This window comes from Mobiluncus porci (genome assembly GCF_009695935.1).
Lineage (GTDB): Bacteria > Actinomycetota > Actinomycetes > Actinomycetales > Actinomycetaceae > Mobiluncus > Mobiluncus porci.
Window position 1 is genome coordinate 51,661 of record NZ_VUMY01000007.1, and the last position, 23,100, is coordinate 74,760.

The 23,100-nt window shown below is 55.6% G+C and carries 24 protein-coding genes; 3 read left to right on the forward strand and 21 right to left on the reverse strand.

All coding sequences use genetic code 11. The features are described 5' to 3' along the window. Positions 1-62: 62 nt before the first annotated feature. Positions 63-1,103 (forward strand): type I pantothenate kinase, encoded by a 1,041-nt coding sequence (coaA, locus tag FYJ63_RS04950; protein WP_195839343.1) that lies wholly within the window; start codon positions 63-65, stop codon positions 1,101-1,103. Between the two features lie 44 nt (positions 1,104-1,147). Here coaA and FYJ63_RS04955 read toward each other — a convergent pair whose 3' ends face one another. From FYJ63_RS04955 to FYJ63_RS04995, 9 genes are all read right to left on the reverse strand, one after another. After that, a complete protein-coding gene (locus FYJ63_RS04955; RefSeq protein ID WP_154544412.1) occupies positions 1,148-1,852 on the reverse strand; it encodes a DedA family protein in 705 nt (234 codons plus the stop codon). Between the two features lie 8 nt (positions 1,853-1,860). After that, a complete protein-coding gene (glmS, locus tag FYJ63_RS04960) occupies positions 1,861-3,861 on the reverse strand; it encodes a glutamine--fructose-6-phosphate transaminase (isomerizing) (RefSeq protein ID WP_154544414.1) in 2,001 nt (666 codons plus the stop codon). A gap of 110 nt (positions 3,862-3,971) precedes the next feature. Next, a complete protein-coding gene (gene glmM, locus FYJ63_RS04965) occupies positions 3,972-5,426 on the reverse strand; it encodes a phosphoglucosamine mutase (RefSeq protein ID WP_154544416.1) in 1,455 nt (484 codons plus the stop codon). A 288-nt stretch (positions 5,427-5,714) separates the two neighbouring features. Further along, positions 5,715-6,209: a 30S ribosomal protein S9 gene (gene rpsI / locus FYJ63_RS04970; protein ID WP_277028499.1), complete on the reverse strand. Its 495-nt coding sequence runs from the start codon at positions 6,207-6,209 to the stop codon at positions 5,715-5,717. A gap of 27 nt (positions 6,210-6,236) precedes the next feature. Further along, a complete protein-coding gene (gene rplM, locus FYJ63_RS04975) occupies positions 6,237-6,680 on the reverse strand; it encodes a 50S ribosomal protein L13 (RefSeq protein ID WP_277028540.1) in 444 nt (147 codons plus the stop codon). 198 nt (positions 6,681-6,878) lie between these two features. Then, positions 6,879-7,310 carry a PIN domain-containing protein gene (locus tag FYJ63_RS04980; protein WP_154544418.1) on the reverse strand — a complete coding sequence of 144 codons (432 nt, stop codon included), beginning with the start codon at positions 7,308-7,310 and terminating at the stop codon, positions 6,879-6,881. A 122-nt stretch (positions 7,311-7,432) separates the two neighbouring features. After that, positions 7,433-7,657 (reverse strand): type II toxin-antitoxin system Phd/YefM family antitoxin, encoded by a 225-nt coding sequence (locus FYJ63_RS04985; RefSeq protein ID WP_154544420.1) that lies wholly within the window; start codon positions 7,655-7,657, stop codon positions 7,433-7,435. Positions 7,658-7,767: 110 nt separating this feature from the next. Next, a complete protein-coding gene (locus FYJ63_RS04990; RefSeq protein WP_154544422.1) occupies positions 7,768-8,754 on the reverse strand; it encodes a class II aldolase/adducin family protein in 987 nt (328 codons plus the stop codon). A 14-nt stretch (positions 8,755-8,768) separates the two neighbouring features. Next, positions 8,769-10,229, reverse strand: coding sequence for an aspartate aminotransferase family protein (locus FYJ63_RS04995; RefSeq protein WP_154544424.1), 1,461 nt, complete (start codon positions 10,227-10,229; stop codon positions 8,769-8,771). Between the two features lie 70 nt (positions 10,230-10,299). Between FYJ63_RS04995 and FYJ63_RS05000 the strand changes: the two genes are divergently transcribed. Both FYJ63_RS05000 and FYJ63_RS05005 read left to right on the forward strand, forming a co-directional pair. Then, on the forward strand, positions 10,300-11,910 hold the full coding sequence (locus FYJ63_RS05000) for a xylulokinase (protein WP_154544426.1): 1,611 nt from the start codon (positions 10,300-10,302) through the stop codon (positions 11,908-11,910). Further along, positions 11,910-12,485 carry a GtrA family protein gene (locus FYJ63_RS05005; RefSeq protein WP_154544428.1) on the forward strand — a complete coding sequence of 192 codons (576 nt, stop codon included), beginning with the start codon at positions 11,910-11,912 and terminating at the stop codon, positions 12,483-12,485. The genes FYJ63_RS05000 and FYJ63_RS05005 overlap by 1 nt, the downstream gene beginning before the upstream one ends. Before the next feature lie 11 nt (positions 12,486-12,496). On the opposite strand, the gene FYJ63_RS05010 is transcribed toward FYJ63_RS05005, so the two are convergent. From FYJ63_RS05010 to map, 12 genes are all read right to left on the reverse strand, one after another. Further along, positions 12,497-12,982 carry a hypothetical protein gene (locus FYJ63_RS05010; RefSeq protein WP_154544430.1) on the reverse strand — a complete coding sequence of 162 codons (486 nt, stop codon included), beginning with the start codon at positions 12,980-12,982 and terminating at the stop codon, positions 12,497-12,499. Beyond that, positions 12,979-14,133 carry a chymotrypsin family serine protease gene (locus tag FYJ63_RS05015; protein ID WP_154544432.1) on the reverse strand — a complete coding sequence of 385 codons (1,155 nt, stop codon included), beginning with the start codon at positions 14,131-14,133 and terminating at the stop codon, positions 12,979-12,981. The genes FYJ63_RS05010 and FYJ63_RS05015 overlap by 4 nt, the downstream gene beginning before the upstream one ends. Before the next feature lie 280 nt (positions 14,134-14,413). Then, the gene (locus FYJ63_RS05020) at positions 14,414-15,481 is read right to left on the reverse strand and encodes a tRNA pseudouridine synthase A (RefSeq protein ID WP_154544434.1); all 1,068 of its coding nucleotides are present in this window, start codon (positions 15,479-15,481) and stop codon (positions 14,414-14,416) included. 74 nt (positions 15,482-15,555) lie between these two features. After that, positions 15,556-16,182 carry a 50S ribosomal protein L17 gene (rplQ, locus tag FYJ63_RS05025; protein ID WP_154544436.1) on the reverse strand — a complete coding sequence of 209 codons (627 nt, stop codon included), beginning with the start codon at positions 16,180-16,182 and terminating at the stop codon, positions 15,556-15,558. Between the two features lie 27 nt (positions 16,183-16,209). After that, positions 16,210-17,202 carry a DNA-directed RNA polymerase subunit alpha gene (locus FYJ63_RS05030; RefSeq protein WP_277028489.1) on the reverse strand — a complete coding sequence of 331 codons (993 nt, stop codon included), beginning with the start codon at positions 17,200-17,202 and terminating at the stop codon, positions 16,210-16,212. Positions 17,203-17,348: 146 nt separating this feature from the next. Continuing rightward, a complete protein-coding gene (gene rpsK / locus FYJ63_RS05035; RefSeq protein ID WP_154544438.1) occupies positions 17,349-17,744 on the reverse strand; it encodes a 30S ribosomal protein S11 in 396 nt (131 codons plus the stop codon). Positions 17,745-17,759: 15 nt separating this feature from the next. Beyond that, positions 17,760-18,134 carry a 30S ribosomal protein S13 gene (rpsM, locus tag FYJ63_RS05040; RefSeq protein ID WP_154544440.1) on the reverse strand — a complete coding sequence of 125 codons (375 nt, stop codon included), beginning with the start codon at positions 18,132-18,134 and terminating at the stop codon, positions 17,760-17,762. A gap of 187 nt (positions 18,135-18,321) precedes the next feature. Continuing rightward, positions 18,322-18,435: a 50S ribosomal protein L36 gene (rpmJ, locus tag FYJ63_RS05045; protein WP_004008316.1), complete on the reverse strand. Its 114-nt coding sequence runs from the start codon at positions 18,433-18,435 to the stop codon at positions 18,322-18,324. Positions 18,436-18,454: 19 nt separating this feature from the next. Beyond that, entirely contained in the window at positions 18,455-18,676 is a 222-nt protein-coding gene (gene infA, locus FYJ63_RS05050; protein ID WP_004013125.1) for a translation initiation factor IF-1, read from the reverse strand. 115 nt (positions 18,677-18,791) lie between these two features. Then, the gene (locus tag FYJ63_RS05055; protein ID WP_154544442.1) at positions 18,792-19,457 is read right to left on the reverse strand and encodes a S26 family signal peptidase; all 666 of its coding nucleotides are present in this window, start codon (positions 19,455-19,457) and stop codon (positions 18,792-18,794) included. Positions 19,458-19,533: 76 nt separating this feature from the next. After that, entirely contained in the window at positions 19,534-22,038 is a 2,505-nt protein-coding gene (locus FYJ63_RS05060) for a hypothetical protein (protein ID WP_154544444.1), read from the reverse strand. 192 nt (positions 22,039-22,230) lie between these two features. Then, on the reverse strand, positions 22,231-23,100 hold the full coding sequence (map, locus tag FYJ63_RS05065) for a type I methionyl aminopeptidase (protein ID WP_277028485.1): 870 nt from the start codon (positions 23,098-23,100) through the stop codon (positions 22,231-22,233).

The following is a 23,100-nucleotide window of genomic DNA, read 5'->3' on the forward strand; positions in this document are numbered from 1 at the left end:
GTTCGACTCTTTCGGGAGAGACCTCGGGGCAAAACACTAGCTGGGCACCGAGTTCTGAGCTCATGCGGGATTTCTTGGATAATCCGGCTTCGGTCCAAGCCAAATACAGCAATGCTATGCGGGAAGTTTTGGCGGCTCGCCCCGAACCGCCCCGGAATGAAACCCCCGCGCCGTCCTCCCCCTTCGTGATGTACACGCGTGAGCAATGGTCGGCGCTCTCTGACCAAACTCCCCTCCCGTTGGAGCAAAACGATGTCGAGCGTCTGCGCGCCTTGGGAGATCCCCTGGATTTGGCGGAAGTGGATGCCATCTACCGTCCGTTGACGGCATTGCTCCAGATTTATGCGGCCGGAGCAGTGAAACTCCGGACGAGGCGAGCCGATTTCCTCGGCGAAGCCCAGCCCCAAACCACGCCCTTCGTTATCGGGGTGGCTGGCTCGGTGGCAGTCGGGAAATCCTCGGTGTCGCGGCTCCTACGGGAGCTCATGCGGCGCTGGCCGGGCACCCCGCGGGTTGACCTCGTCACAACCGACGGTTTTCTGTACCCCAATCGGGTCCTCGTAGAGCGGGGGCTAATGGACCGCAAGGGTTTCCCTGAGTCCTATGATCGTCGGGCGCTGTTACGGTTCTTGGCGGCGGTGAAATCCGGAGCTCCCGAGGTGGCGGCTCCGGTATATTCCCATGTCACCTACGATATTATTCCCGGAAAATACCAAATGGTTCGCTCTCCCGAAGTTTTGATTCTAGAGGGATTGAACGTTTTGGCTCCCCCTCGTATCACCGAGGGCGGTAACTCTCTTACAGTCTCGGATTTCTTTGATTTCTCAATTTATCTCCACGCTCGTCCGGCGGATATCGAAGAATGGTATATGGCTCGCTATCGCCAGCTTCGCGCCACCGCCTTCAGGGATCCGAATTCCTTTTTCCGCGAGATTGCTTCTTGGTCGGACGAAGAAGCGGAACAACACGCCCGCCAGATTTGGCGCGATGTGAACCTCAAGAACCTCATCGAAAACGTTGCTCCTACCCGCTCGCGAGCCACGCTAATCCTCGAAAAAAGCGCCGACCACCGCGTCCACCGCCTCCACTTGCGCAAGATCTAGCTTATTGCCGTGGGACGCCAAAGCACGCCCCCATCGTCCCACATTTATTTCTTGGTTTCGCGACGCTTCAAAAACCAGGTCACCAGCCGATCCATCACGAAGCTCAACACCAAACCTCCGACCATCCCGATAATCACCGCGAGGAGCGGGTTTACCCCACCGACGAGAGTCCCCGAAAGGAAACCAATCAGCATCCCGTAGCCAACCCAGCAGACCACCGCCACCGCATCCGTCCGGAGGAATCGCGGATATCCGAAATCCGTTGCTCCCGCGCACACATTCACCGCCACGCGTCCCCCCGGAATGAACCGCGCCACGAAAATAAAATAGGTACCTCGTTTATGAAGCAGGCGACTTGCCATGTCATAGGCCGGCTTCCCCTTGCCTTCAGTGAAAAACCGAATCCGCTCCACGGGAATCCGCGTCCCGATAAAGAACGCGAAAGAATCCCCGAGCATCGCCCCGATAACCGCGCAAATAAAGATCGCGGGCAAGGGCACGACTTCCCCAGGCGCCGAAGCGAAATACCAGGAAGTCAGTCCGATCACGATGGATTCTGCGGGCAGGGGCGGGAAGAATGCGTCAATAAAACATAATCCGGCCAACACCGCCAGAGCCACGGGCGATCCGGCGAAACCGTGAATCCACTCGGTGATTGTCGCCGTCAAAGTCCCCGGAGGAGGAATAGTCGCGTTGCTCGCGAATCCGACGTTATCCCCCAAAACTAGGGGCGCGAGGAGCGAATCCATGAAAATCCTCACTCCACGGTAACGGACTTTGCGAGATTACGTGGCTGATCCACGTCGAAGCCGAGATGCCCCGCCATCCGAAGTGCGAAAAGCTGCAGGGGCAAGACATCAACCAGAGGTCTCATCAAAGTCGGGGTTTTCGGAACCCGCCACACAACCTCCGCGAACTCGTTTACTGACTCGTCCCCGTCCTCGGCCACCACCAAAGTGACGGCTCCGCGAGCCCGCACCTCGGCGATATTTGACACCACTTTACGGTGCAACTCGGGTCGGCGCGGGGTCGGGACAATAATCACGACCGGTTGTCCTTCCTCGATAAGCGCAATCGGCCCGTGTTTGAGCTCGCCGGCCGCAAACCCCTCCGCGTGGAGGTAGGCGATTTCCTTGAGCTTCAAAGCCCCTTCCATCGCAACCGGATAGCCGACGTGGCGCCCTAAGAAGATAACCGACTTGATGCGCTCAAGGTCCACTCCTAAATCCGGGGATCCGGCGTAGCGGTCCAGCACCGTCTGGATTTTCGCCGGCATCTCGGAGAGCCGGTCCAGGTAGTCGGCGATTTCATCGGCATACTTATTGCCGCGCACTTGCGCCAAGTACAACCCCAGCAGGTAGCACGCCGCAATCTGGGCGGTAAATGCTTTCGTGGAGGCCACCGCGATTTCCGGTCCCGCGTGAGTCAAGAGCACCGCGTCTGCCTCGCGGGAAATCGTCGAACCGGGGGTGTTCACGATGGCCAGCACTCGCGCCCCTTGCTCGCGGGCGTGGCGAATCGCCATAATCGTATCCATTGTCTCGCCCGATTGGCTGATTGCAACCACCAGGGTTCGCACCGAAACCACCGGATCGCGATACCTGAATTCGTGAGCAAGCTCGACCTCGCAAGGAATTCGACACCAATGTTCAATCGCGTAACGCGCGACCTGCCCCGCATAGGCCGCCGTCCCGCAGGCCACGATAATGACCGATTCAATCCCGCGGAAGGTTTCCGCTCCGATTCGGAGTTCATCAAGGGTCAGCGCACCTTTCGCGTCCAAGCGTTCTTTCAAGGTCTCCGCCACAGCGCGCGGCTGTTCGCGGATTTCTTTCTCCATGAAAGTGTCAAAGCCTTCTTTCGTGACCCTGTCGGTCGCGAAGTCAATCTCAAACAAGCGCTCCTTTTCCGCGGGAGTCTTCGCGAAAACCTCGAGGCCACGCGTGTGGAGAATCTCCGTGCCCGTCTCATCAAGCACCAAGACCCCGCTCGGCGTCACGACCACAACCTCGTCTTGTCCGATTTCAAGCGCTTGGTGAGTTTGGGAGGCGAATGCCAACACATCGGAGCCGAGATAGTTCGCGTCCTCGGCCAACCCCACCACCAACGGCGAAGAGCGGCGCGCAGCCACAATCACCCCGGGGGCCTCCTCCTGGATAGCAAGTAAAGTGAAGGATCCCTCGAGGTCGCGCGCGACGCGGCTCATGGCGCGCACGAGCCTCGTGGCATCTTTCGGATTCGGGTTTTCGGGGTCAAGTTCGAGGATCGAAACCGACTCCGGACCGACCGGTTCTTCTCCTCCCGCGGGTTTCGGTTCCGCGAGAAATGCCCGTTCCAGAAGGTGAGCCACGACTTCCGTGTCCGTTTCGGACACTGTCTTGATGTCGAGAGTTTTCAGGTGTGCCCGATAAGCGTCGGCGTTTTCAATAATCCCGTTGTGAATGAGGGCGAGTTTTCCGTCCCAGGAGCGATGCGGATGGGCGTTTTCGCGGGTCACTCCCCCGTGCGTGGCCCAGCGGGTGTGGCCGATGGCGGTGGTGGCGTTCGGTAAGGGGTCTTCAGCAAGGGAGTTCCGCAAAGCCGAGAGTTTTCCAACTTCTTTCCGGACCAATATCTGTGGTTCCGCCGCGTAAGCGTCAGTAATCGCCACTCCCGCCGAGTCATAGCCGCGATATTCCAGGCGAGACAGCCCTTCGAGAACCGTGTCTAAAGCCTCAGAGCCACTCTCGCGACCTACCGCGCCAACAATTCCGCACATATTTTTTCCTTAACCTTATTAGCGGAGCAAATGGGGACGGTTTCGTCTTCGCGTAGTCCGCAGGAACGGAACAAAGTGGAACCGTCCCCAATCCTTATAGCTCCTCTATCCTACAAGCTCAAAAGTTCCTTCACCCGTTCAGCCAAAACTCCCGCTTCTTGGTCCGCCTGTTCCTGGGTGGCTGCCTCAATCATCACCCGCACCAGCGGCTCGGTTCCAGACGGGCGCAGCAAGACCCGTCCGGTGGTTCCGAGACGGCCCTCAACTTCACGAACGGTCGCTTGCAGTTGCTCGTCCCCTACTCGGGTTTTATCGACCCCGGGAACGTTGATGAGCGTTTGCGGCAACTTCTGGATGGGAGCCACCAGCTCGCTCAAAGGCGCGCGGTGAGAGGCAACCGCGGCCGCGACCTGCAGCGCCGTCAGAATCCCGTCTCCGGTCGTGGCGAAGCGCGCGTTGATGACGTGACCGGATTGTTCCCCCCCGAGAACGTATCCGTGCGCCCGCATCTCCTCCAACACATACCGATCGCCCACCGCGGTCGTGGCAATCTTGATTCCGACTTTCTCCATAGCGAGTCGCAAACCGAGATTCGACATGACCGTAACGACCAAAGTGTCAGAGGTCAAAATCCCCTGGTTCTTCATGTTAATCGCAAGCATCCCCATAATTTGGTCGCCGTCAACGAGGTTTCCGAGGGAATCGACGGCAAGGCAACGGTCCGCGTCCCCGTCAAATGCCACTCCGAAATCGGCTCCAGCGGCTTTCACCATCGACTGCAACTGTTCGGGATGGGTCGAGCCACAGTTCAAGTTGATATTACGTCCGTCTGGAGACGCGTTAATGACGACCACATCCGCGCCCGCCTCACGCAGGGCTCGCGGGCCGATTTCCGAAGCCGCCCCGTTGGCGCAGTCCACCACAATCCTCAGGCCGTGTAGGCTCACCGGCACCGTATTGACCAGGTGGTTTACATAAGCATCATCCGCAGCCTTTCCGTTGGCCACCACGTTACCAACCCCGGGACCCAAGGGCCTCTCCCAGTTTTGACCGAGCATGGCCTGGATGCGGTCTTCCATCTCATCAGGGAGCTTGTAGCCGCCGCGAGCAAAGAATTTGATGCCGTTGTCCTGCATGGGATTGTGGGAGGCAGAAATCACCACCCCGAGTTCAATGTCTTGAGCCTCGGTTAGATAGGCAACCCCTGGGGTGGGGATGACGCCGACGCGGGTAACGTCCATTCCGGCGCTCGAAAGGCCCGCCGCGAGCGCGTGGTCGAGGAACTGTCCGGAAACGCGGGTGTCTCGCCCAATAATCGCGCGCGGTTTCGCGGGCTCTTCCGGGATGAGTTGCGGGCGCTTGATGCCGGTGCGGGACTCGGTCATGGCCGAGTTACGCTGCTCTTTCAGGAGGTCTTTTACAATCGGCATCTGGCCGGTAGCCATGATGCGTTCCTCCACCACGAGCCGCGCCGCTGCGACTCCGAGGTCTAGCGCCAGTTCCGCGGTGATGTCTTCATTGGCTAATCCGCGAACCCCGTCAGTTCCGAATAAACGTTCGGTCATTTCATGCCTTCCTCTTGCTGATTAAAACCTTCCCCATTATCCCACGTCCTCATCACCCTTAAAAATGAGTCGTGGGGACGTGCTTTTTGACTCATTTTTCGGGCAGATTACGTCAGGCTAGTCCGCTTCACTTACGTAACTCAGGAGATTTTGGCCATCGCTGCCATATATGGCAGCAATCGCTATATTTTCCCGAGTTACGTAACACACCACAAGTAGTGCTCGCCTCAATTTCCTTAAAAAAGCGCGAGACCCGGGATCCCCCGGGTCTCGACGAAACACAAGCGATTAACGCTTCGAGTATTGCGGCGCCTTGCGGGCCTTCTTCAAACCGGCCTTCTTGCGTTCCACGGCGCGGGCGTCGCGGGTCAAGAACCCTGCCTTCTTCAAAGCCGGACGGTTCGCGTCACGGTCAATCTCGTTCAAAGCGCGGGCAATCCCGAGGCGAAGCGCACCGGCCTGTCCGGAAATACCGCCGCCATCGATGCGAGCCTTGACATTGAAACGTCCGCGCAAATCCAACAGCACGAAGGGTGCCATCACGAGTTGCTGATGCAGTTTGTTCGGGAAATAATCTTCCAAGGTGCGGCCATTGATAGTCCACTGTCCGTCACCAGGTACGAGGCGCACGCGAGCGACGGCTTCCTTGCGCCGTCCCAAGCCCATGCCTTTATCGATTCGAGAGTTCCCGCGTCCCGGCTCATCTTTCGGGGTAGGAGTCTCGGTAGTGTATTCGCTGGGGGCATCCTCCAGCTCTTCAATTTCTTCGGTGGTCTTCGCCACAGCTCTCCTAAGGGGTTATCAACCGCGTTACTGCGCGATTTGAGTGAGTTCGAAAACTTCCGGATTCTGGCCAGCATGAGGATGTTCCGGGCCGGCATAAACCTTCAGTTTAGACAATTGCTTTGCCGCGAGACGGTTGTGAGGCATCATTCCCTTCACAGCTTTCTCGATAATCTTCTCGGGATTCCGCTCGCGCAGAGTCTCGTAAGAGGTGGCCTTCAAACCGCCCGGGAAACCCGAGTGGTGGTAAGCCATCTTGTCGTTCCATTTGTTGCCGGTCAAGACGACCTTCTCCGCATTGATAACGATGACAAAGTCTCCGCCATCGAAGTTGGGGGCGAAAGTCGGCTTATGCTTGCCGCGCAAGAGGGTGGCAATTTGCGAAGCGAGACGTCCCAAAACGACGCCATCAGCATCAATCACATGCCACTTTGCGTTTGCGTCACCGGCCTTGGGTGAATACGTACGCACGTTTCTAGCCTTCAATTCTTCATAGTCCGCCCGAGCCGCTTTTGCGTCCGGGAAAGTTCGCGTGCCCTTGGGGGTAGCAGCGGTATGAGTGGGAAAAGCCACCAGCCCGCAGGCATACAACCGTTATATCTTAGCGAATTCCCCCGCCCCGGTCAAAATGGATTTCACCGAACACTATGCCGTATTGACTTCTCAGGATTAAACAGTCAATAGTTTCAGTCCAGGCGCGTCAACGAATATTTTATCGGTGCTCACCAAGGGCAAGTCATAGGCGAAAGCGCTCGCGGCAATCCAGCGATCCGCGGTGTGAGCTTTATCTTGCAAGGCATGTCCAGCGGCACGAGCCTCGGCGTAGAGTTTCGCTGCCGCTTCGATTACTTTTTCATTAGCCGGAATAACCAAAGTCGAGTCGATAATCCGATGTAGGGCACCCAACCGAGCCTCTCCGCACTGCGCCGCATAGGCACCTTGCAGGATCTCCGTGGCAGTCTGAAAACTAATGGCAAACTCTTTACCGATTAAAGGCTCCAGGTAGTCGCGCTCTTGCGGTAACTTACGTAAAGCCTTGGTCACTTCTACAGTCCGCAACACGGAAAACACATTCGTGTCGAGCACCACATAATCCGACACAGTTATCGCCCAATCTCCGCGAAGAACGCGTCAGCTTCCTCGTCGGTCATATCGATTGGACCTGGATAAGAAGGTCTGGGTTGAGCCGCGAGTTCCTCCAAGGTTTGTGAGGTCGGCAAACCTTAGATAATGCCATCCAGAATCGCATTGCCGTTCACAGTGGCAACGGCTCGCACCATGACTTCGTATTGCTCGAGGCTCATCAAAACCATGGAGCCGTGACCATTCTTGGTCAAGAAAGCTGGGCTCCCGCTCTCTTTCACGGCAGCTTCCACCTTCGGATACGAGTTGCGCAAATCAGAAACCGGATAGATATTAATCACGAGCCACCCCCAAGTTTTTATCATAGTTCTATCATAAATTTATACTAAATTATCTTTAGTCATTGCAACTCCAGAAAAATCGCCGGCAGAGAAGCTTAGAGCCTCCCCGCCGGCGATTTTAGGCTCCAGGGATATCAGGAATCCTTGAGTTTAGAGTATTTGAGCTTGTAAACCACGTGCATGATTGTCCCGTCGAGTTTTGGCAGGGGTTTTTCACCAAAGGCCAGCGCGACTTTCGCCGCCAAAGCATTCTTAATCGACACCTCTCGGGCGGCCTCCGCCTCATCCAAGTCGGCACCCAAAAAGTAAACGGCCTTCCGTCCGAAAATCATGTCATTAGCGAAGCTCTTACCGGCTTGCAAACCAATCAACTGCGAAAAATCATCCAAGTAAGCCTTCAACCCAGTCTCGCGAAACTCCAGCAACAGCGGCGAATCGTCACCGATGACCGCACCGGCATCCTCGCGGCGCATGAAGATATGCACGACCTGCGGCGGCAAACTAAAACCGTCGCGGACAAAGCGCCGGACGTGACCCTTCACCGCCCCCGCCGTCACTCCCGTCAGATCCTCGAAACGCTGCCGGCACGCGGCCTCGAGCTCTTTGGCAAGGTCAACCAGCTCCGCGGGATCGTCTCCAAACAAAACCGCCCCGTGCCCGCGCATCAAAATCGCCCGCGCGCCGGTCGCCCGAAGAGTCTCCAGCACCGCCTCGTGAAGCTTCTTAGTCGAAGGCAACCCGTAATCGGCAGTCGGCAAAATCGCAGACCCCACCCGCTCCGCAAGCTCCGCGTCCAACTCCAGCGACTCCCCCGCGAGGCTCATCGCCGAAGCATAAGGCTGGTGGGTGTGAATAATGAACTGCGCATCGGAGCGTTCGCGGTAAATCGCGGTATGCAGCCCGCGTTCCCCCGAAGGCTTCAACTCGCCCGACCACTTGCCGTCAAAGTCGACTTCAACAAGGTCGGAAGGCTGCATCGTCTCGTAGTCGCGCCCCGAAGGGGTAATGAGATACCGATCTGCGCCAACTGACCGCGAGAGATTCCCCCAGGTTCGCGCCACTAACCGGTCGGCCAGTAGCTCACGGGCAGTTTCAATTATTGGTTCTTTTTCCTCACTCATGATGCTCCGCTTCCCTAGGCCTTCTTGACGACTTTCTTAAAGACCCGCTCGAAGCGGTTCAAGGCTTCATCAATGAGGTCCTCGTTGTAAGCCGCCGAGGTGTAGAGCCGAGATCCCGCCAAAGTAATCAGGCCTTCGGCGGTATAGGCCGCGCCCATGTATTCCATTTCCTTCTTGCGCACCGAAGTTTCCTTCAAAACGCCAGGAATCGTCCACGGATGCTTCCAATCCACCACAAAGTGCATGGTTCCAACGGTCTCTAAGTGGCAGACAGATCCTTCGTTCCAGACCACGAACGGCAGGTTGTATTGCTTGACCAGGGTCTTCAAACCGTCGGTCAAGCGGTTGCCCATCTTGCCGGCGTATTCGCAGGCATCGGTTTCAATAATCCGCTTGATGGTGTGGTAACCGGCCACGCAGCTAATCGGGGTCGCCGCCATCGTCCCGCCGATGAGCGCCTTGTGGACTTTGTCCCCCGACTGGATGCCGGCGGCGAGATACTTCATGTATTCCTTCTTGCCGCCAAGGCCGCCCGCGCCCGGGTAGCCGCCAGCGATGACCTTTCCAAAGACGGTCAGGTCGGTGTCGATTCCGTAAAGGCCACTCGCGCCGCGGTCGCTGATGCGGAAAGCGGTGACGACTTCATCAAAAATCAACAAAGCGCCATAGCGTTTACACAACCGCTCCACGCCCTTGAGGAACACCTGGTCAATCGGCCAAGTTCCGGATTCGGGACCAATCGGCTCAATCATCACGGCCGCGACGCCGCCGTGCAGCTTCTTCATCCGCAGTTTTCGCTCGAGGTCCGCGAGGTCTCCCGGCATAAATTCATCAACGTAGCGGAACATGGTCCAGGGCACACCGTGGGCCTGAGTGAATTTCGAACCGGGAACGCGAATCCCGTAAGCCAACTGGTCTGACCAGCCGTGATAGGCTCCGCCCATCTTCAAAATGTGTTTCTTCTTGGTGGCCAGACGCGCGACGCGAATCGCCGCCATACAGGCCTCGGTGCCAGATCCGAGCATCCGGAATTGATCGACTGTGGGCACCCGAGAGGCAATCAGGTCGGCCAACTTGTATTCGTATTCGTGGAAAAGGCCAGTGGAAGGCCCGCCGTCATTCAAGAGTTTGATGACTTCCTCGCGAACTTCCGGCGGGTTAGATCCCAAGACGGTCGGGCCGCCGGCTTGGAGGAAATCGAAGTACACGTTGCCGTCAATGTCGGTCAGTTCATGGCCGGAGGCCTTCGTAATCACGAGCGGGAACGGGTGGTTGAAGGCAAGGTTATGTTGGACGCCTCCGGGGATGCGGTCTTTGGCTTTTTCAATCATCGCCTTGGATCCGGAACATTTCTTCTCGAAATAGTATTCTTCGTAGTCGCGCAAAGCTTCGGGGCTAAGGGAGTAAATTGGTTTCTTGATGAGCTCGTCCAGTTGCTTGTTAATGGCGCGAGTGCTGGGATAGTTGATTCGCATTTGATTTGCCTCCTCGTCGAGATTAAATCGCTTACCCTTATTGTATAACTCTTGAACGAAAGAAGGAAGCATGTTTATCCTGGCGTACGATGTTGGAACTTCTGGAGTGAAAACTTGCCTTTACAAGTCAGGAGATGACCTCGAACTCGTGGCGAGCGAGTTGGGAGCCTACGGGCTCACCATCCTCCCCGATGGTGGCGCGGAGCAAGACCCCGAAGAGTGGTGGTCAGCCATGGTTTCCACCACCCATCACTTGGCCGCGACCCACCCCGCGGAGATGAGCGCAGTCGAGGGAATCAGTTTCTGTTCCCAGATGCAGGCCCTGGTTCTAGTCGATGCCTTGGGACGCCACCTCCGTCCAGCCATGAGCTATATGGATCAACGCGCCGTTGAGGAAAAGCGCCGCGGCTTGGAGTCTGGCTTCAAAATCGCAGGCATGAACGCCCGCAAATTGTTGGCTTCCCTGTATCGTACCTCCGCGGTGTCTGCCTCGGTGAAAGACCCGATGTGGAAATACCTCTGGGTTCGCGACCATGAGCCGCAGGTATTCAAGAAAGTTCGCTGGTGGGTTGATGTCAAGGAGTACCTAATCGGACGCATGACGGGACACCATGTCATGTCAATTGACTCGGCATTTGCGACCTTACTCTTGGACGTGCGCGCGAAAAAACCGGCCTGGGCCGAGAAGCTCGCGCGAACTTTTGGGGTAAATCCCGCCCATCTTCCCCCGATTGTCGTTTCCTCTGCGGCTGTGGGGACGCTTCGACCCGAGATTGCCTCCGAACTAGGTCTGCCCAGTTTAGCCGTGGTCTATGCCGGCGGCGGGGACGCGTCTTTGATTGGCGTGGGGGCCGGCGCTTGTGACGTTAGCGACACCCATGTCTATTGGGGAACCTCCGGATGGGTTTCGACCGTGACTGACCACCGTGCCGTCGATATTTCCTCGATGATTGCCACCGTTGACGGGGCTGATCCCGGAAAATACAACTATTTCGCGGAGCTCGAGACTGCCGGCAAATGCTTCGAGTGGGTGCGCCGCCACCTCGCGGAAGATGAGATCGATGTGTATCTCTCCCACGACAACAAGGCTGATGACACGGAAAGTGAGTACGAGTCTCTCTACGAGTACCTCTCCGAAATCGTCAGCAAGGCGGCTGCCGGCGCGGGTGGTGTCATCTTCACCCCCTGGCTGCACGGCAACCGCTGTCCCTTCGAGGATGCGAACGCTCGGGCCATGTTTTTCAATATCTCCCTAGAAACCGGAAAAACCGAGCTCCTGCGGGCCGTAATCGAAGGGGTGTGTTTCCACCTGCGCTGGTTCTTGGAGACTCAGGAAAAGAAGGTCGAGACCGCGGAGACGATTCGTTTTGTTGGTGGCGGTGCGCTCTCGCCGGTCACTTCCCAGATTCTGGCAGATGTTTTGGGGCGGCGCGTCGAGACCGTGGCCGACCCGCAAAATGTCGGCTCGGTGGGAGCCGCTTTGGTGGCGCTGGTTGGCGCCGGGAAAGTGAGCGACCTGCCAACAGCCGCGCGCCAATTGGTGAAAGTTTCCGGAACTTACGAGCCGAACCCCGCTACCCGCGAGGTTTACGACCGCCAATATGAGGTCTTCAAGACGATGTATAAACAAAACCGTAAGGCTTTCGGCGCACTCAACGCCGCCAACGAAGGGAATAACTAATGAGCGACAATATTGAAACCCCAGCCGAGGGATCGGCCAAAGACGCTGCAAAATCACCGCAAACCTCTGGCTCCCCCGCCCCGACCAAGGACACCTCCAATTCGGTGGTCGTCGGCGAGGCTTCCACCGGCAAAGCCGCCGCTATCCAAGCCGTAAAGTTCACGCTTCTTTCCATCACTGCTGCCGGAGTGGAAGTCGCGAGCTTCGCCCTAATGGTGTGGATAAACAGCATGACCGGCTGGTTCCCCTTCTGGGTGTGCCAGTCGGTTTCTATCGCACTGTCGGTTATCTATAACTTCACCGTCAACCGGCACTTCACCTTCAAGTCGGCCAACAATGTTCCCATTGCAATGCTGAAGGTCGCGTTGTTCTACGTCTTCTTCATTCCGCTAACCTCTTGGGGCGGGCAAGTGCTGTCCGACCTGGGGTGGGCCGATTGGCTCTTGAAGGGCATCAGCTTGCTTCTGAACTTTGTGGGCGAGTTCCTGTGGTGGAAGTTCGTGGTTTTCCGCGGTTCTGAGAATACGAATTCCCTCGCCAAGAAGCAGGCCGAAAAATCCTCGCAGAATGGATGAAACAACTCAATTTATTGTTTCAAAGTCAACACTAAGGTTCTGTTTCCCCCACAGTCTCTTGCGATTTGGGTCAGAATTTTTTCTGGCCCGAGAGATAATTCATGAATCCTAAAAGGCGTTAAGTCAGCAACTGAATTGAGCTGTAATGTGAGATCACCTTGGAAAATGAGCTGGTTATTAGAAAATTGCGTTCCTTTAGGGAACACTACCCCATAGAAATTGTTTTCATCGCTAAAACATAACGTGGAGGACTTATCAATGAGAACCAAGGCGCCAAAACCGGTTCCCTTAGAAATTTTAGGAGCTACATTCCACACCCAGAAATTAGTATCCCCGCTAGCTATTATTTCAGGGTTAATATCTTCCAAAGGTTCTCCCGCGATTGATTTTGTTTCAATATTGTCAGAACCCGCAGATGGGTAATCGGGGCTGGATATTTGACATCCGCTTATAAACAAAAAAGCGATAGTCAAAACCGGTACAAGATTTTTCTTCATGAGAGCTTCACCGTAGCCCCTGATAGTTGTTCGGCTCGCCGCACTTTCATAAAGAAAGATCTATCTCTGCCATTTATAGGAATGCATCCTGTGTGAATCCCTGCCGCACCTCCTGAACTAAACCAAGGCCCGCCAGAATCCCCATAATCGGTAACGCAAGAGCGGGTGTACATAGAGTCACAATAGGAACCATCGCAAAGCTCTCCAGCAACAGTTGCATACTGCCTGCCGCTCGTTTCGCCCTTGAACGCAAGACTTTGCCCTAGGTTTGGTGTAAATTTCCACGTCACATTGGTTAAGCCCCCTTGCCCCTGACTCCAAAAACTTGGCGCAGTCGCTGCATTGCTCGGCGCACTAAGAAGGCCATAATCGGTATACAATCCATCAACATACTGGACACGGGTCATGGTAATCCCGGAATTAATTGAGCCATAGTATAATGTTTCACCTTTAGAAAGGCAATGCCCTGCAGTAAACATACCGTTGAGAACTCCTGACTTAGAAGCAGAGAAACCTGTAGTACAATACCCAATATTGGAGCCAGAAATTCTCCCTCCACCATACAATGACTGTTTCTTAACCGACTCACCATTTATTGAGACTGAAACTTCCAATCGGTTTGAAAGTAATTCATTAGGCATCTTGGCCTGTAGGTCTCCCGCAAGCTGCTCCAATCCTCCTAGCTGAAAAATATGGGTACTCACAGCCGTACTACTCGAAGCGCCTGGCGATAGCTGCAACTGGACTGCTGGTTTATCAGGTACCACCGTCGCGTAAATTGAGAAATCAGATTGTGACCCCAGCATCTTTTTAGCATCGGACACGACTTTATTTGCCGCGTCTTTGATTTCCGAATCTGAGTAGCCTGTGTTAGTAACAACTTCTAACGAATCCGGAAATTTTACGACCCATTTATCCATATCTTCAGGAGGATTGTTCTTGAAACCCAGAACGTATCTACCGCGCCCATCATCATATTTCGTATATGAAACAGCATCTGGATAGACATCTTTGAACTCGTCTAACAATTCCTCTACATGGTCTACATCACGGATGAGACTGGGAACGGCTGAAAATGCAACATTGACATTCCCAAAAGCAGCCATTACTAGCGCTGTTGTAATTGCCAGGGTGGGCTTACCGATTCGCATGATTCCGCCTTTCGACACTGACACGTAACAGCAAATTTCTCTTTTATGGTAGCATCCAGTCACTAAACGGTCAACCCTATTTATAATATTTCAGATGCATAAATATATATACATGACGTTTTGAGATTCATTTTAAAACGAAGAATTCTATTTAAAACTAATCGCGAGCTGGCAATACTATCGCTAGTCTAAAATAAAAGAGGAGAAATCTTCTTATACCCACCTCAATTAACGATATTGACTCTAACGTAATCCGAAAGCCTAGCGCCAACTAACTGTGTTACAACGAGCGGGTTTGTCGGGTTTGAGTCTGGCGAGCGGCCAACTCAGCTTCGGTTTCGGGGTAATCGACCCGAACTAAGGTGAGCCCCTGAGCGGGCGCGAGCGGGATCTCCGGTATGCGCTGACGGCTCTCCAACGCTGATTTGAGCCAAGCCACGTCACGTCTTCTCCGCCCGATCTCGGTCAAGGCTCCGACAAGGGAGCGCACCATCGAGTGACAGAAAGCATCGGCTTTCAGGCGAAGCACAATTTCACCAGTCGGAATACTCTCCTCGTCACCACACACGTTGCGCTCCTCCGGACAAATCACGTTTCCGGGTCTCGGCTCGTCTTCTAGACTTTCGCGGGTGATCTCAAGTTCTTGCAGGGTGCGGATTGTGGTGGCTCCTTCCCGCGGTTTACAGAAAGCGGCAAAGTCGTGTTCCCCCAATAAAACCGCAGCAGCTTGTTGCATCGCAGGCAGATCCAGAGCCGAGGTGTACCACCAACACGAGCCCCGCGTGAGGGGGTTGTGAGTCGAGGGCACATCAACAATCCGGTAGACATAGCGCCTGGAAAGAGCGGAAAACCTCGCGTCGAAGACATCCGGCACCTCGCGGGCGGCGCTTACCACTATCGCATCAAGAGCTTCGGGTGGATAAGCGACCCGCTCCCCGAGTTCAAGGCCCGGGATGTCCGGCGTGTTCCCCGACAAGACCAGGTGCAACACCGACTCAAGGCGTTTCAGGAAAGGATCCCAACTATCTTCCGCCACGCGGTCCTGGGGACGGTTCCACCTTGCTCCACCCTCGGCTACGCAATCTGGGGAAGGCTCCACTTTGCTCCGCCTTCGGCTATGCAAAGACGAAACCGTCTCCAATCGCTCCGCAGAAATATCGAAATGTGCGACCTGTCCGGTGGCGTGAACCCCGGCGTCGGTGCGACCGGCGACGATCAAAACAATTGGCTCGCGAAAAACCACGGACAGCGCGGTCTCCAGCGCTCCTTGCACGGTCGGCAACCCGGGTTGCCGAGCCCAGCCATGAAACGGCCCGCCGTCATAGCGAATATCCAAGCGAATCCGCATCGCGCGCCTTTCTTTGCTATTGAGTAAAAAATTGGAGAGCCGGTTTCCCGACCCTCCAATTTTAGCTTATGAAATTACTCGGCTTTTTCTTCAACTGGAGCGTCCGTGGTTTTGGCTTCAGCCTCAGAAGCGGATTCTTCAGTCGAAGCTTCTGATTCCAGAGCCGCGTCGTCCTTAGTTTCCTCTGCAGGAGCTTCTGCAGCCTCAGTTTCCTCAGCCTTAGCCTCTTCAGCCTTTTCTTCTACGGGTTCGGCGGATTCTTCTTTAGCCTCATCCTTTGGAGCTTCAGCCTTAGCGGCTTCCTTCTTCGCAGCCGGCTTGGCCTTCTTCTTCTTTTCCACGGCCTCCAAAACCAGGGAAATCTCCGCAATCGGAGCGTTGTCGCCGCGGCGGTTTCCGAGCTTCACGATGCGGGTGTAGCCCCCCTCGCGCTCCTTGTCAATCTGTTCGGCAATTTCCTCAAACAGCTTCGCGACCACTGCCTTGTTGTCGAGGCGTGCCAAAACCTGGCGGCGCGCATGCAAATCTCCGCGGCGAGCCTTGCTGATTAGGCGCTCTGCCAAGGGCTGCAAACGCTTGGCGCGGGTTTCAGTCGTGGTAATCTTTCCGTTTTCAAACAGCGCACAGGCAAGATTCGAGAGCATCAGGCGCTCGTGTGCCGGGCTGGAGCCTAGACGTGGTCCTTTCGTGGGCTTAGGCATTGTTCATTTCTCCTTACAATCTGATTTCTAAAGTTCTGAAATATCGTCGCTGAACTGCGGGGCATCGCTCTCGGTGGCAGGCATCGGGGAGTCTTTCAGGCTCATCCCCATCTCAGCCAGCTTCTCCTTGATTTCATCAATGGACTTATGTCCAAAGTTCCGAATATCAAGCAGGTCGGCCTGGGAGCGAGCCACCAAGTCACCAACCGTGTTGATGCCCTCGCGAGTCAGGCAGTTCAGTGCGCGGGAGGTCAAATCGAGTTCTTCCACAGACATGGCAAGGTCTTCAGCCAAGGCGGCATCATTAGCGCTCGCTCCCAGTTCCAGGCCTTCCGCGTCCTTGTTCAAGTCGCGGGCCAGTCCGAACAACTCGACGAGAGTCTTCCCCGCAGAAGCCATCGCGTCACGCGGAGAGATGGCCTTCTTGGTCTCAACGTCAACAATGAGCCGGTCGAAGTCGGTGCGCTGTTCCACACGGGTTGCTTCCACATGGTAGGACACCTTCAAAACCGGAGAATAAATCGAGTCCACCGGAATGCGAGAAATCTCCGCCTCCGGATCCTTGTTCTGGGCTGCGGAAACATAGCCACGGCCGCGCTCGACAGTGAGCTCAATTTCGAGCTTGCCGTCTTTATTGAGCGTTGCAATGTGCTGTTCCGGATTGTGGATAATAACCCCAGCCGGAGGCATGATATCGCCCACCGTGACTTCGCCCTCTCCAGTTTTGCGAAGGTACATCACGACCGGTTCATCATTGTCTGAAGACAAGATGATTTCCTTGATATTCAGGACAATCTGGGTCACGTCTTCCTTTACCCCCGGAAGGGTGGTGAATTCGTGGAGAGCGCCTTCAATCTTGATAGATGTCACCGCCGACCCCGGAATCGAGGACAAGAGGGTACGACGCAGGGAATTCCCCAAAGTGTACCCAAAGCCAGGTTCCAAAGGTTCAATCGTGAAACGAGAACGCTGATCGCTGATTTTCTCTTCAGTCAGCTTCGGTTGCGCTTGAATAAGCACTGTGTATTTCCTTTCCGGCATCCGCCACCACACCGGTTCAGGCTCCAAATCCTTGGCGAAGGGATCTGAGTTTCCTATTAATAAATCTGAGAATTGGTTGCTCCCCGCTGACCGACTACGGGCGGAAGGCGGGGAACACAACCCAACTAGACGCGGCGACGCTTCGGAGGACGGCAGCCGTTGTGGGCCTGAGGGGTCACGTCTTGAATCGAACCCACCTCGAGACCCGTCGCTTGCAGCGAACGAATCGCAGTTTCACGCCCGGAACCGGGGCCTTTTACGAACACGTCAACTTTCTTCATGCCGTGTTCTTGGGCGCGGCGAGCCGCTGCTTCCGCAGCGAGCTGGGCGGCGAAAGGTGTGGACTTACGGGAGCCCTTGAAACCGACCTGACCGGAGGACGCCCAAGCGATAACTGCACCGGTCGGGTCAGTGATAGAAACAATCGTGTTATTGAAGGTCGACTTGATGTAAGCGTTACCTTCAGAAACGTTCTTGCGTTCCTTGCGGCGAGGCTTGGAAGCGGTTGATTTTCCTGCCATAACTTAATGTTCCCCCTACTTAGCTTTCTTCTTACCGGCAACAGTGCGCTTCGGGCCCTTGCGGGTGCGCGCATTGGTCTTGGTCCGCTGGCCGTGAACCGGAAGTCCCGCACGGTGGCGACGTCCCTGATAGCAGTTGATTTCAATCTTGCGGCGAATATCCGCAGCGACCTCACGGCGCAAATCACCCTCGACCTTAAAATTGGCCTGAATGTAATCACGCAGTTTGATGAGTTCGTCTTCGGTGAGATCCTTGACGCGAGTATCGGGGCTAACTCCGGTCGCTTCCAAGGTTTCTTGAGCACGGGTTCTTCCAATCCCGTAAATGTATGTTAATGCGATTTCCATGCGCTTCTCGCGTGGCAAATCCACACCTACCAGGCGTGCCATATATTTTCTTCTCCTGTTGTTTTCGAAGGCCGTCACTCGACCCCCGCTTCCGCGGCCTCGGCCTTCGATACCGAGGGTGACAGTTCGCGGTATTAGTCCGCAAATTGCTGGTCGAATGCTTGACCCGGATTGGGTCGGGCTCTTTCACACCGGGGCATCAAGAGCCATACGCCGCAAGCAACTAGCCTTAGCCTTGACGCTGCTTATGGCGCGGGTTTTCGCAAATTACCATCACGCGACCGTGGCGACGAATCACCTTGCACTTGTCACAGATGGGTTTGACGCTGGGGTTAACCTTCATCATTCCTCCGATTTGTTATTTATTTGTAACGATAAACAATACGGCCACGATCCAGGTCGTACGGGCTCAACTCCACAACCACGCGATCCTCGGGCAGGATGCGAATGTAATGTTGACGCATTTTTCCCGAAATATGAGCCAAAACTAGGTGCTCGTTAGCGAGCTGGACACGAAACATCGCATTAGGTAGGGCTTCCACCACGGTCCCCTCAACCTCGATGACTCCGTCCTTTTTTCCCATTAGTCCTCGTTTCCGCAAATGTAATCGGGCTTAAAACCATCCGCCGACTGACAGACAGTCCAAAAGTAGAGCTTAACGAATTTTGGAGAGAATTACCAATTGAGATTATTTCTCGTTAGCGTAGTCCCTGTCGACGCAGGCGTTGACGCGTAGTTTCAAGGTTTCCAGCCAAGGCCGCTGTCCGCAACCGCGCCGCCCGGGCTTGACGTTGCGGGTCTCGGGCGTTAATCATCGAGGTGCCGATTTGCCAACCCGCATAGATGAGCAGCAACTGCGCAATCCCAACGAGAACGAAAGAATTGAAGGACTGGCTTGTCAACGGATACATCAGACCAAAGAACGGCAGCTTGTATTCCAGTTTTCCGCGAACCATGTCCAAGGTCACGGTCTGGTTTTCACCCGGCTGGCCTTTAGTCACGGTGAACTGCATCTCGTCACCGGTTCCCATCACTTCAGCTACTTCTCCCACCTGATACTCTTTTTTGGCCGTATCAGGCTGAAAAGCGATAATATCCCCGGGATTAAGCTCTTGAGCTCCGGTTTGGCGTAGCTTCTGGAAAATCAGGAGATCGTTGGAGCCAAAACCCTGGTTCACAGTGTTCTCTTCCGGCACCGGCATTGCCACATAGCCTTGTACCCGAGGAATCACCACAACGACCATCAGGACCGCACCCAAGAAAATCAGCAGAACCCAACCCAGCGCAAAAAGAATCGAATTTCGCACGGGATGCTCGGACTGTTTATTGAGCAAAGAAATAATTCGATCTGGTTGCGTTGACATTGCCGGATTCGCCTCCTTTCAAAATGCTGACATTGATTATTTTAGCCTTTAGTGACCGTATTTTGTCACTTCCTGACTATTTGCGTCCGAAAAGTTTCTGGAAGAAGCCTTTTTTGGCGGGCTTTTCCTCAACCGGCTGGCCAAAATCAGGAGCGTTTCCCTCATAGGAGTCAGATTCAAACAGGGCTGCATCCGCTCCAGCCGGTTCTTCTACACCCAAATCACCTTCCGGGGCCTCCGAGGTCGGCGTCCACTCGGGGAATCCTTCCTGCATCGCTTGCGGTATGTCTCCTTGCACCTGTGGGATCTCGAAGGGAAGCTCCGCGGTTTCCTCCCCTGCCCCGGATTCGTCCGGCAAGGTGGGCACCGCTTCGGTCTCGCCGTCAGCAAAGAAGTCCTCTGGAGGGCTCGGAGGTGCAGCCTCAACGCCTTCGGGCAATTCCTCGAGGGACGTCTCGGGCAATTCCTCTGGCAACGCCTCGGGGATGTCCTCAGAATTGAAATCGAATTCTCCGAGGTCAATCCCCTCAAGATCGTCAGCTACCGGTTCTTCGACCGCCTCCGCTGCTTCAGTTCCGATGGCCACTCCTCCGGGGAGTTCGCCGGAGCTATCAGGCCCGTTAGGCTCCAAAGTCTCCGCTTCGGGTTCCACGGGGGTTGCTTCGAAGTTAGTGGATTGTTCCTCGGTAGCGTCTGTAACGTCAGCAAAAGCCTCCGGTAGGCTCTCCGGAAGAGGCGCTTCAATTCCCTCTTCGGTGGGGATTTCCTCCAGCAAGATAGCCTCGTCTATCGCGGGTTCTGGTTCGGAAGATTCCTCTACGGGTTCTGGCTCGACGCTGTCTTCCAAGGGGATTTCATCAAGAGCGTCCAAGTCTAAACCGGCCAAATCCAGGTCTTCGACCCCTACTTCGGCGGTATCTTCGCTGAGCATCTCAGGTTCCGCATTCTCGGTCGTCTCGGTCGTGTCGGTGGCTTCGGGCAGGGCCTCTTCTAGCAGCGGCTCTGGTTCTTCTAAAGTCTCCGTTGCCGTATCCGCTGGAGTCTCGGTGGAGGTGTCCATCGCAGTATCTATCGCGGTGTCGTCCCAGGTCTCATCTGGAACCTCCTGCGGCAGTTCCACTACGCTTTCATCCGTCGTCTCGACAGACTGTTCCGCGCTGGTTTCTCCCGCTACCAGTTCCTCCGGCTGGGTTTCCTCGGTCAACTCGGCTTCGGCGGATTCTTCAAGAGCCACCTCAGGTTCGGTTTCGTTTTCTTCCGGAGTCATCGGGAACGACGGGGCCGCGCACGCGGGCCCGAATTCTTCAGCGGGCTCTTCGGTCGTGTCTTCGGTCAAGGTCTCGACAACTTCCTCTTCAGAGGTTGCTTCTTCCTCTGCCGGCTCCCAAGTAGCCGGTTTGCCCTCAATATCCCCAACGAAGAGTTCGTCATCGTTTCCTTCCGGTTCCAAAACCTCGTCGTCATAAACGCGGTTTTCCATGAGGTCATCGGATTGGGGCAGGGTTCCGGTGGCAGCTTCTTCTTCCGCAGAGGCCACTTCCTCATTGAGCTCAATCTGAGGTTCCAGTCCCGTCTCAAATCCTGGTTCGCTGGTTGACTCCGAGCCGGTTTCTATTTCCTCGTAGGGAAGAAGCGGCGGGGCTACTTCCATATCCGGTTCCGAGAAGTTTTCTTCACCCTCGAGTTCACCAATCGGCAAGTCGGCATCAAACGGCTCCTCTATCAGGGGTAGTTCCGTCTCCAGTTCGGATTCCGTCGCCTCATCAATGGTGGTCTCAGGCAACGCCAAAGGCTCCATGGGAGCCAAGGCCGCCGGCTCTCCGAGAGGAGAAGCCTCCGAAGATTCCACGTAATTGACCGGAATCTCTTCCTCAAGAGCAGGGATTTCTTCCGCGACTGGTTCGCTGACTGCCTCCACAACCGGCGTTTCTTCCAAGGCCGTTTCTTCAGCCGTCGGCTCTTCTTGAACCGGCTCATCAAGAACCGTTTCTTCGACGGGGAGTTCCGTGAATTCAGGAGTGGCTTCTTCCGGTGCCGACACGGTTTGTTCCGCAGGGACAGCAAGTTCCTCCTCGAGACGAGCCTCCTCACTTGGCGCGGATTCCGGTTCGGGCTGCGTGGTAGTTCCGGAAGCTGCAATCACGCTCAACCCCGGGATCGAGGCTGCCTCGGGATCGTTGGCCAGCGGTAGCGGGCGATGTGAGCCCTGTTCCAAGGCAGTGATGGCGCGGTCAGCAATGGCCCTCCAGTCGAATCCGGCTTTAGCGAGCTCTGACGGCTCCACCTCGGGCAGGGGGGTGGCGGGGACATCCCCGTGAACCCGCGCTCCGGCTACATTGCGAGCCAATTCATCCAGGAGCTCCGGCACACTTGGAAGCTGGGAGGGCAGGGAGACCCCATTGCTGTAGACGTAACCCGGGTTGTGTGCCCGCACTTTAGCGCGCAAACGCTCCACGTCCTCGCGCCCCTGGGCGGTCAGCACCGGCGGGCGAACTGGCGAAGCGTCGGCGAAACCCTTTGAGAAAGAACCAGAGCCCGCGTTGAAGCGAGACGGAAATGAGGGGTTGCTGCTTTGAGCCACGTTGCATTCTCCTTGCTTAAATCAATGCCTATCGGCATACCTCTTATCATTCTATATTAGGCTCGGTACTTGAAAAGACCATCTGAGGCATTTTCCCCCGCGAATCCCCAAATTCTCTTTTACCAATGGGGACGAGCCACTTTGGTAAAAACGCAAAATTTACCAGTTTGGCCCGTCCCCATTGGTAAAAAACTAGCCTTTCGGCGCGATAGCCCTTGGTGAGAGCCCAAAAGGCGCCAGACCTGCACGTCCCCCATCCGGGGCGGTCAAAACCCAGACTCCACCGGGGAGAACCGCGACGGTGTGTTCAAAATGTGCCGCGCGCGAACCATCAACGGTGACAACCGTCCACCCATCTTGAAGCTCCTTAGTGAGCCCTCCCCCGCGGGTCAGCATCGGCTCAATCGCTAACACCATCCCGGGCTTCACCTTCGGACCATTGGCTCGCGTCGAGTAGTTCAAAACGTCCGGAGCCTGGTGCATAGCCGTTCCGATTCCGTGCCCAACATATTCCTCTACAATTCCTGCCTCCCAGCCGAATCGTAGGGAGTCTTCATAAACGACTTCCTCAACCGCGTCGCCGATTTCTCCCAGGTGTTTCGCTTTGGCTAGCGCCGCAATCGCGGTCCACAAGGAGCGTTCTGTCGTGGCAAGCAACTGGAGGTCTTCGGGCCTACCGTGTTCTTCTCCCCCACAAATCATCGAGAATGCGGCGTCGCCGTGCCACTGCCTCCCGTTTTGGTCCACTATGTAGGCTCCGCAATCGAAACTCACGAGATCACCAAACTGCAAGACTCGCTGACCGGGAATCCCGTGAATCACCTCTTCGTTGATGGAGATGCAAACCGTGGCGGGAAACCCGTCGTAACCCAAAAAATTCGATTTCGCTCCCATCCGCGAGATGACCGCGGCACTGACCTTGTCGAGCTCGCCGGTCGTAATCCCGGGCTCGCACGCGGCCCGCAAAGCCTGGTGAATCGAGGCCACTACCATCCCCGCGCGACGCATCCTAAGGATTTGGTCGGTGTTCTTTATCTCGATGCGACGGTCTTCATGAACCAC

Coding starts and splice junctions, on each gene's coding strand:
- glmM (WP_154544416.1), bottom strand. CDS start 5,426: ATGACCGAACGTTTATTCGGAACTGACGGGGTTCGCGGATTAGCCAAT.
- FYJ63_RS05005 (WP_154544428.1), top strand. CDS start 11,910: ATGAGCGACAATATTGAAACCCCAGCCGAGGGATCGGCCAAAGACGCT.
- FYJ63_RS05000 (WP_154544426.1), top strand. CDS start 10,300: ATGTTTATCCTGGCGTACGATGTTGGAACTTCTGGAGTGAAAACTTGC.
- FYJ63_RS04955 (WP_154544412.1), bottom strand. CDS start 1,852: ATGGATTCGCTCCTCGCGCCCCTAGTTTTGGGGGATAACGTCGGATTC.
- coaA (WP_195839343.1), top strand. CDS start 63: ATGCGGGATTTCTTGGATAATCCGGCTTCGGTCCAAGCCAAATACAGC.
- FYJ63_RS05010 (WP_154544430.1), bottom strand. CDS start 12,982: ATGAAGAAAAATCTTGTACCGGTTTTGACTATCGCTTTTTTGTTTATA.
- FYJ63_RS05020 (WP_154544434.1), bottom strand. CDS start 15,481: ATGCGGATTCGCTTGGATATTCGCTATGACGGCGGGCCGTTTCATGGC.
- rpsM (WP_154544440.1), bottom strand. CDS start 18,134: ATGGCACGCCTGGTAGGTGTGGATTTGCCACGCGAGAAGCGCATGGAA.
- rplQ (WP_154544436.1), bottom strand. CDS start 16,182: ATGCCTAAGCCCACGAAAGGACCACGTCTAGGCTCCAGCCCGGCACAC.
- FYJ63_RS04985 (WP_154544420.1), bottom strand. CDS start 7,657: ATGATAAAAACTTGGGGGTGGCTCGTGATTAATATCTATCCGGTTTCT.
- FYJ63_RS04990 (WP_154544422.1), bottom strand. CDS start 8,754: ATGAGTGAGGAAAAAGAACCAATAATTGAAACTGCCCGTGAGCTACTG.
- FYJ63_RS04995 (WP_154544424.1), bottom strand. CDS start 10,229: ATGCGAATCAACTATCCCAGCACTCGCGCCATTAACAAGCAACTGGAC.
- rpmJ (WP_004008316.1), bottom strand. CDS start 18,435: ATGAAGGTTAACCCCAGCGTCAAACCCATCTGTGACAAGTGCAAGGTG.
- FYJ63_RS05055 (WP_154544442.1), bottom strand. CDS start 19,457: ATGTCAACGCAACCAGATCGAATTATTTCTTTGCTCAATAAACAGTCC.
- rpsK (WP_154544438.1), bottom strand. CDS start 17,744: ATGGCAGGAAAATCAACCGCTTCCAAGCCTCGCCGCAAGGAACGCAAG.
- glmS (WP_154544414.1), bottom strand. CDS start 3,861: ATGTGCGGAATTGTTGGCGCGGTAGGTCGCGAGAGTGGCTCTGAGGCT.
- FYJ63_RS05015 (WP_154544432.1), bottom strand. CDS start 14,133: ATGCGAATCGGTAAGCCCACCCTGGCAATTACAACAGCGCTAGTAATG.
- infA (WP_004013125.1), bottom strand. CDS start 18,676: ATGGGAAAAAAGGACGGAGTCATCGAGGTTGAGGGGACCGTGGTGGAA.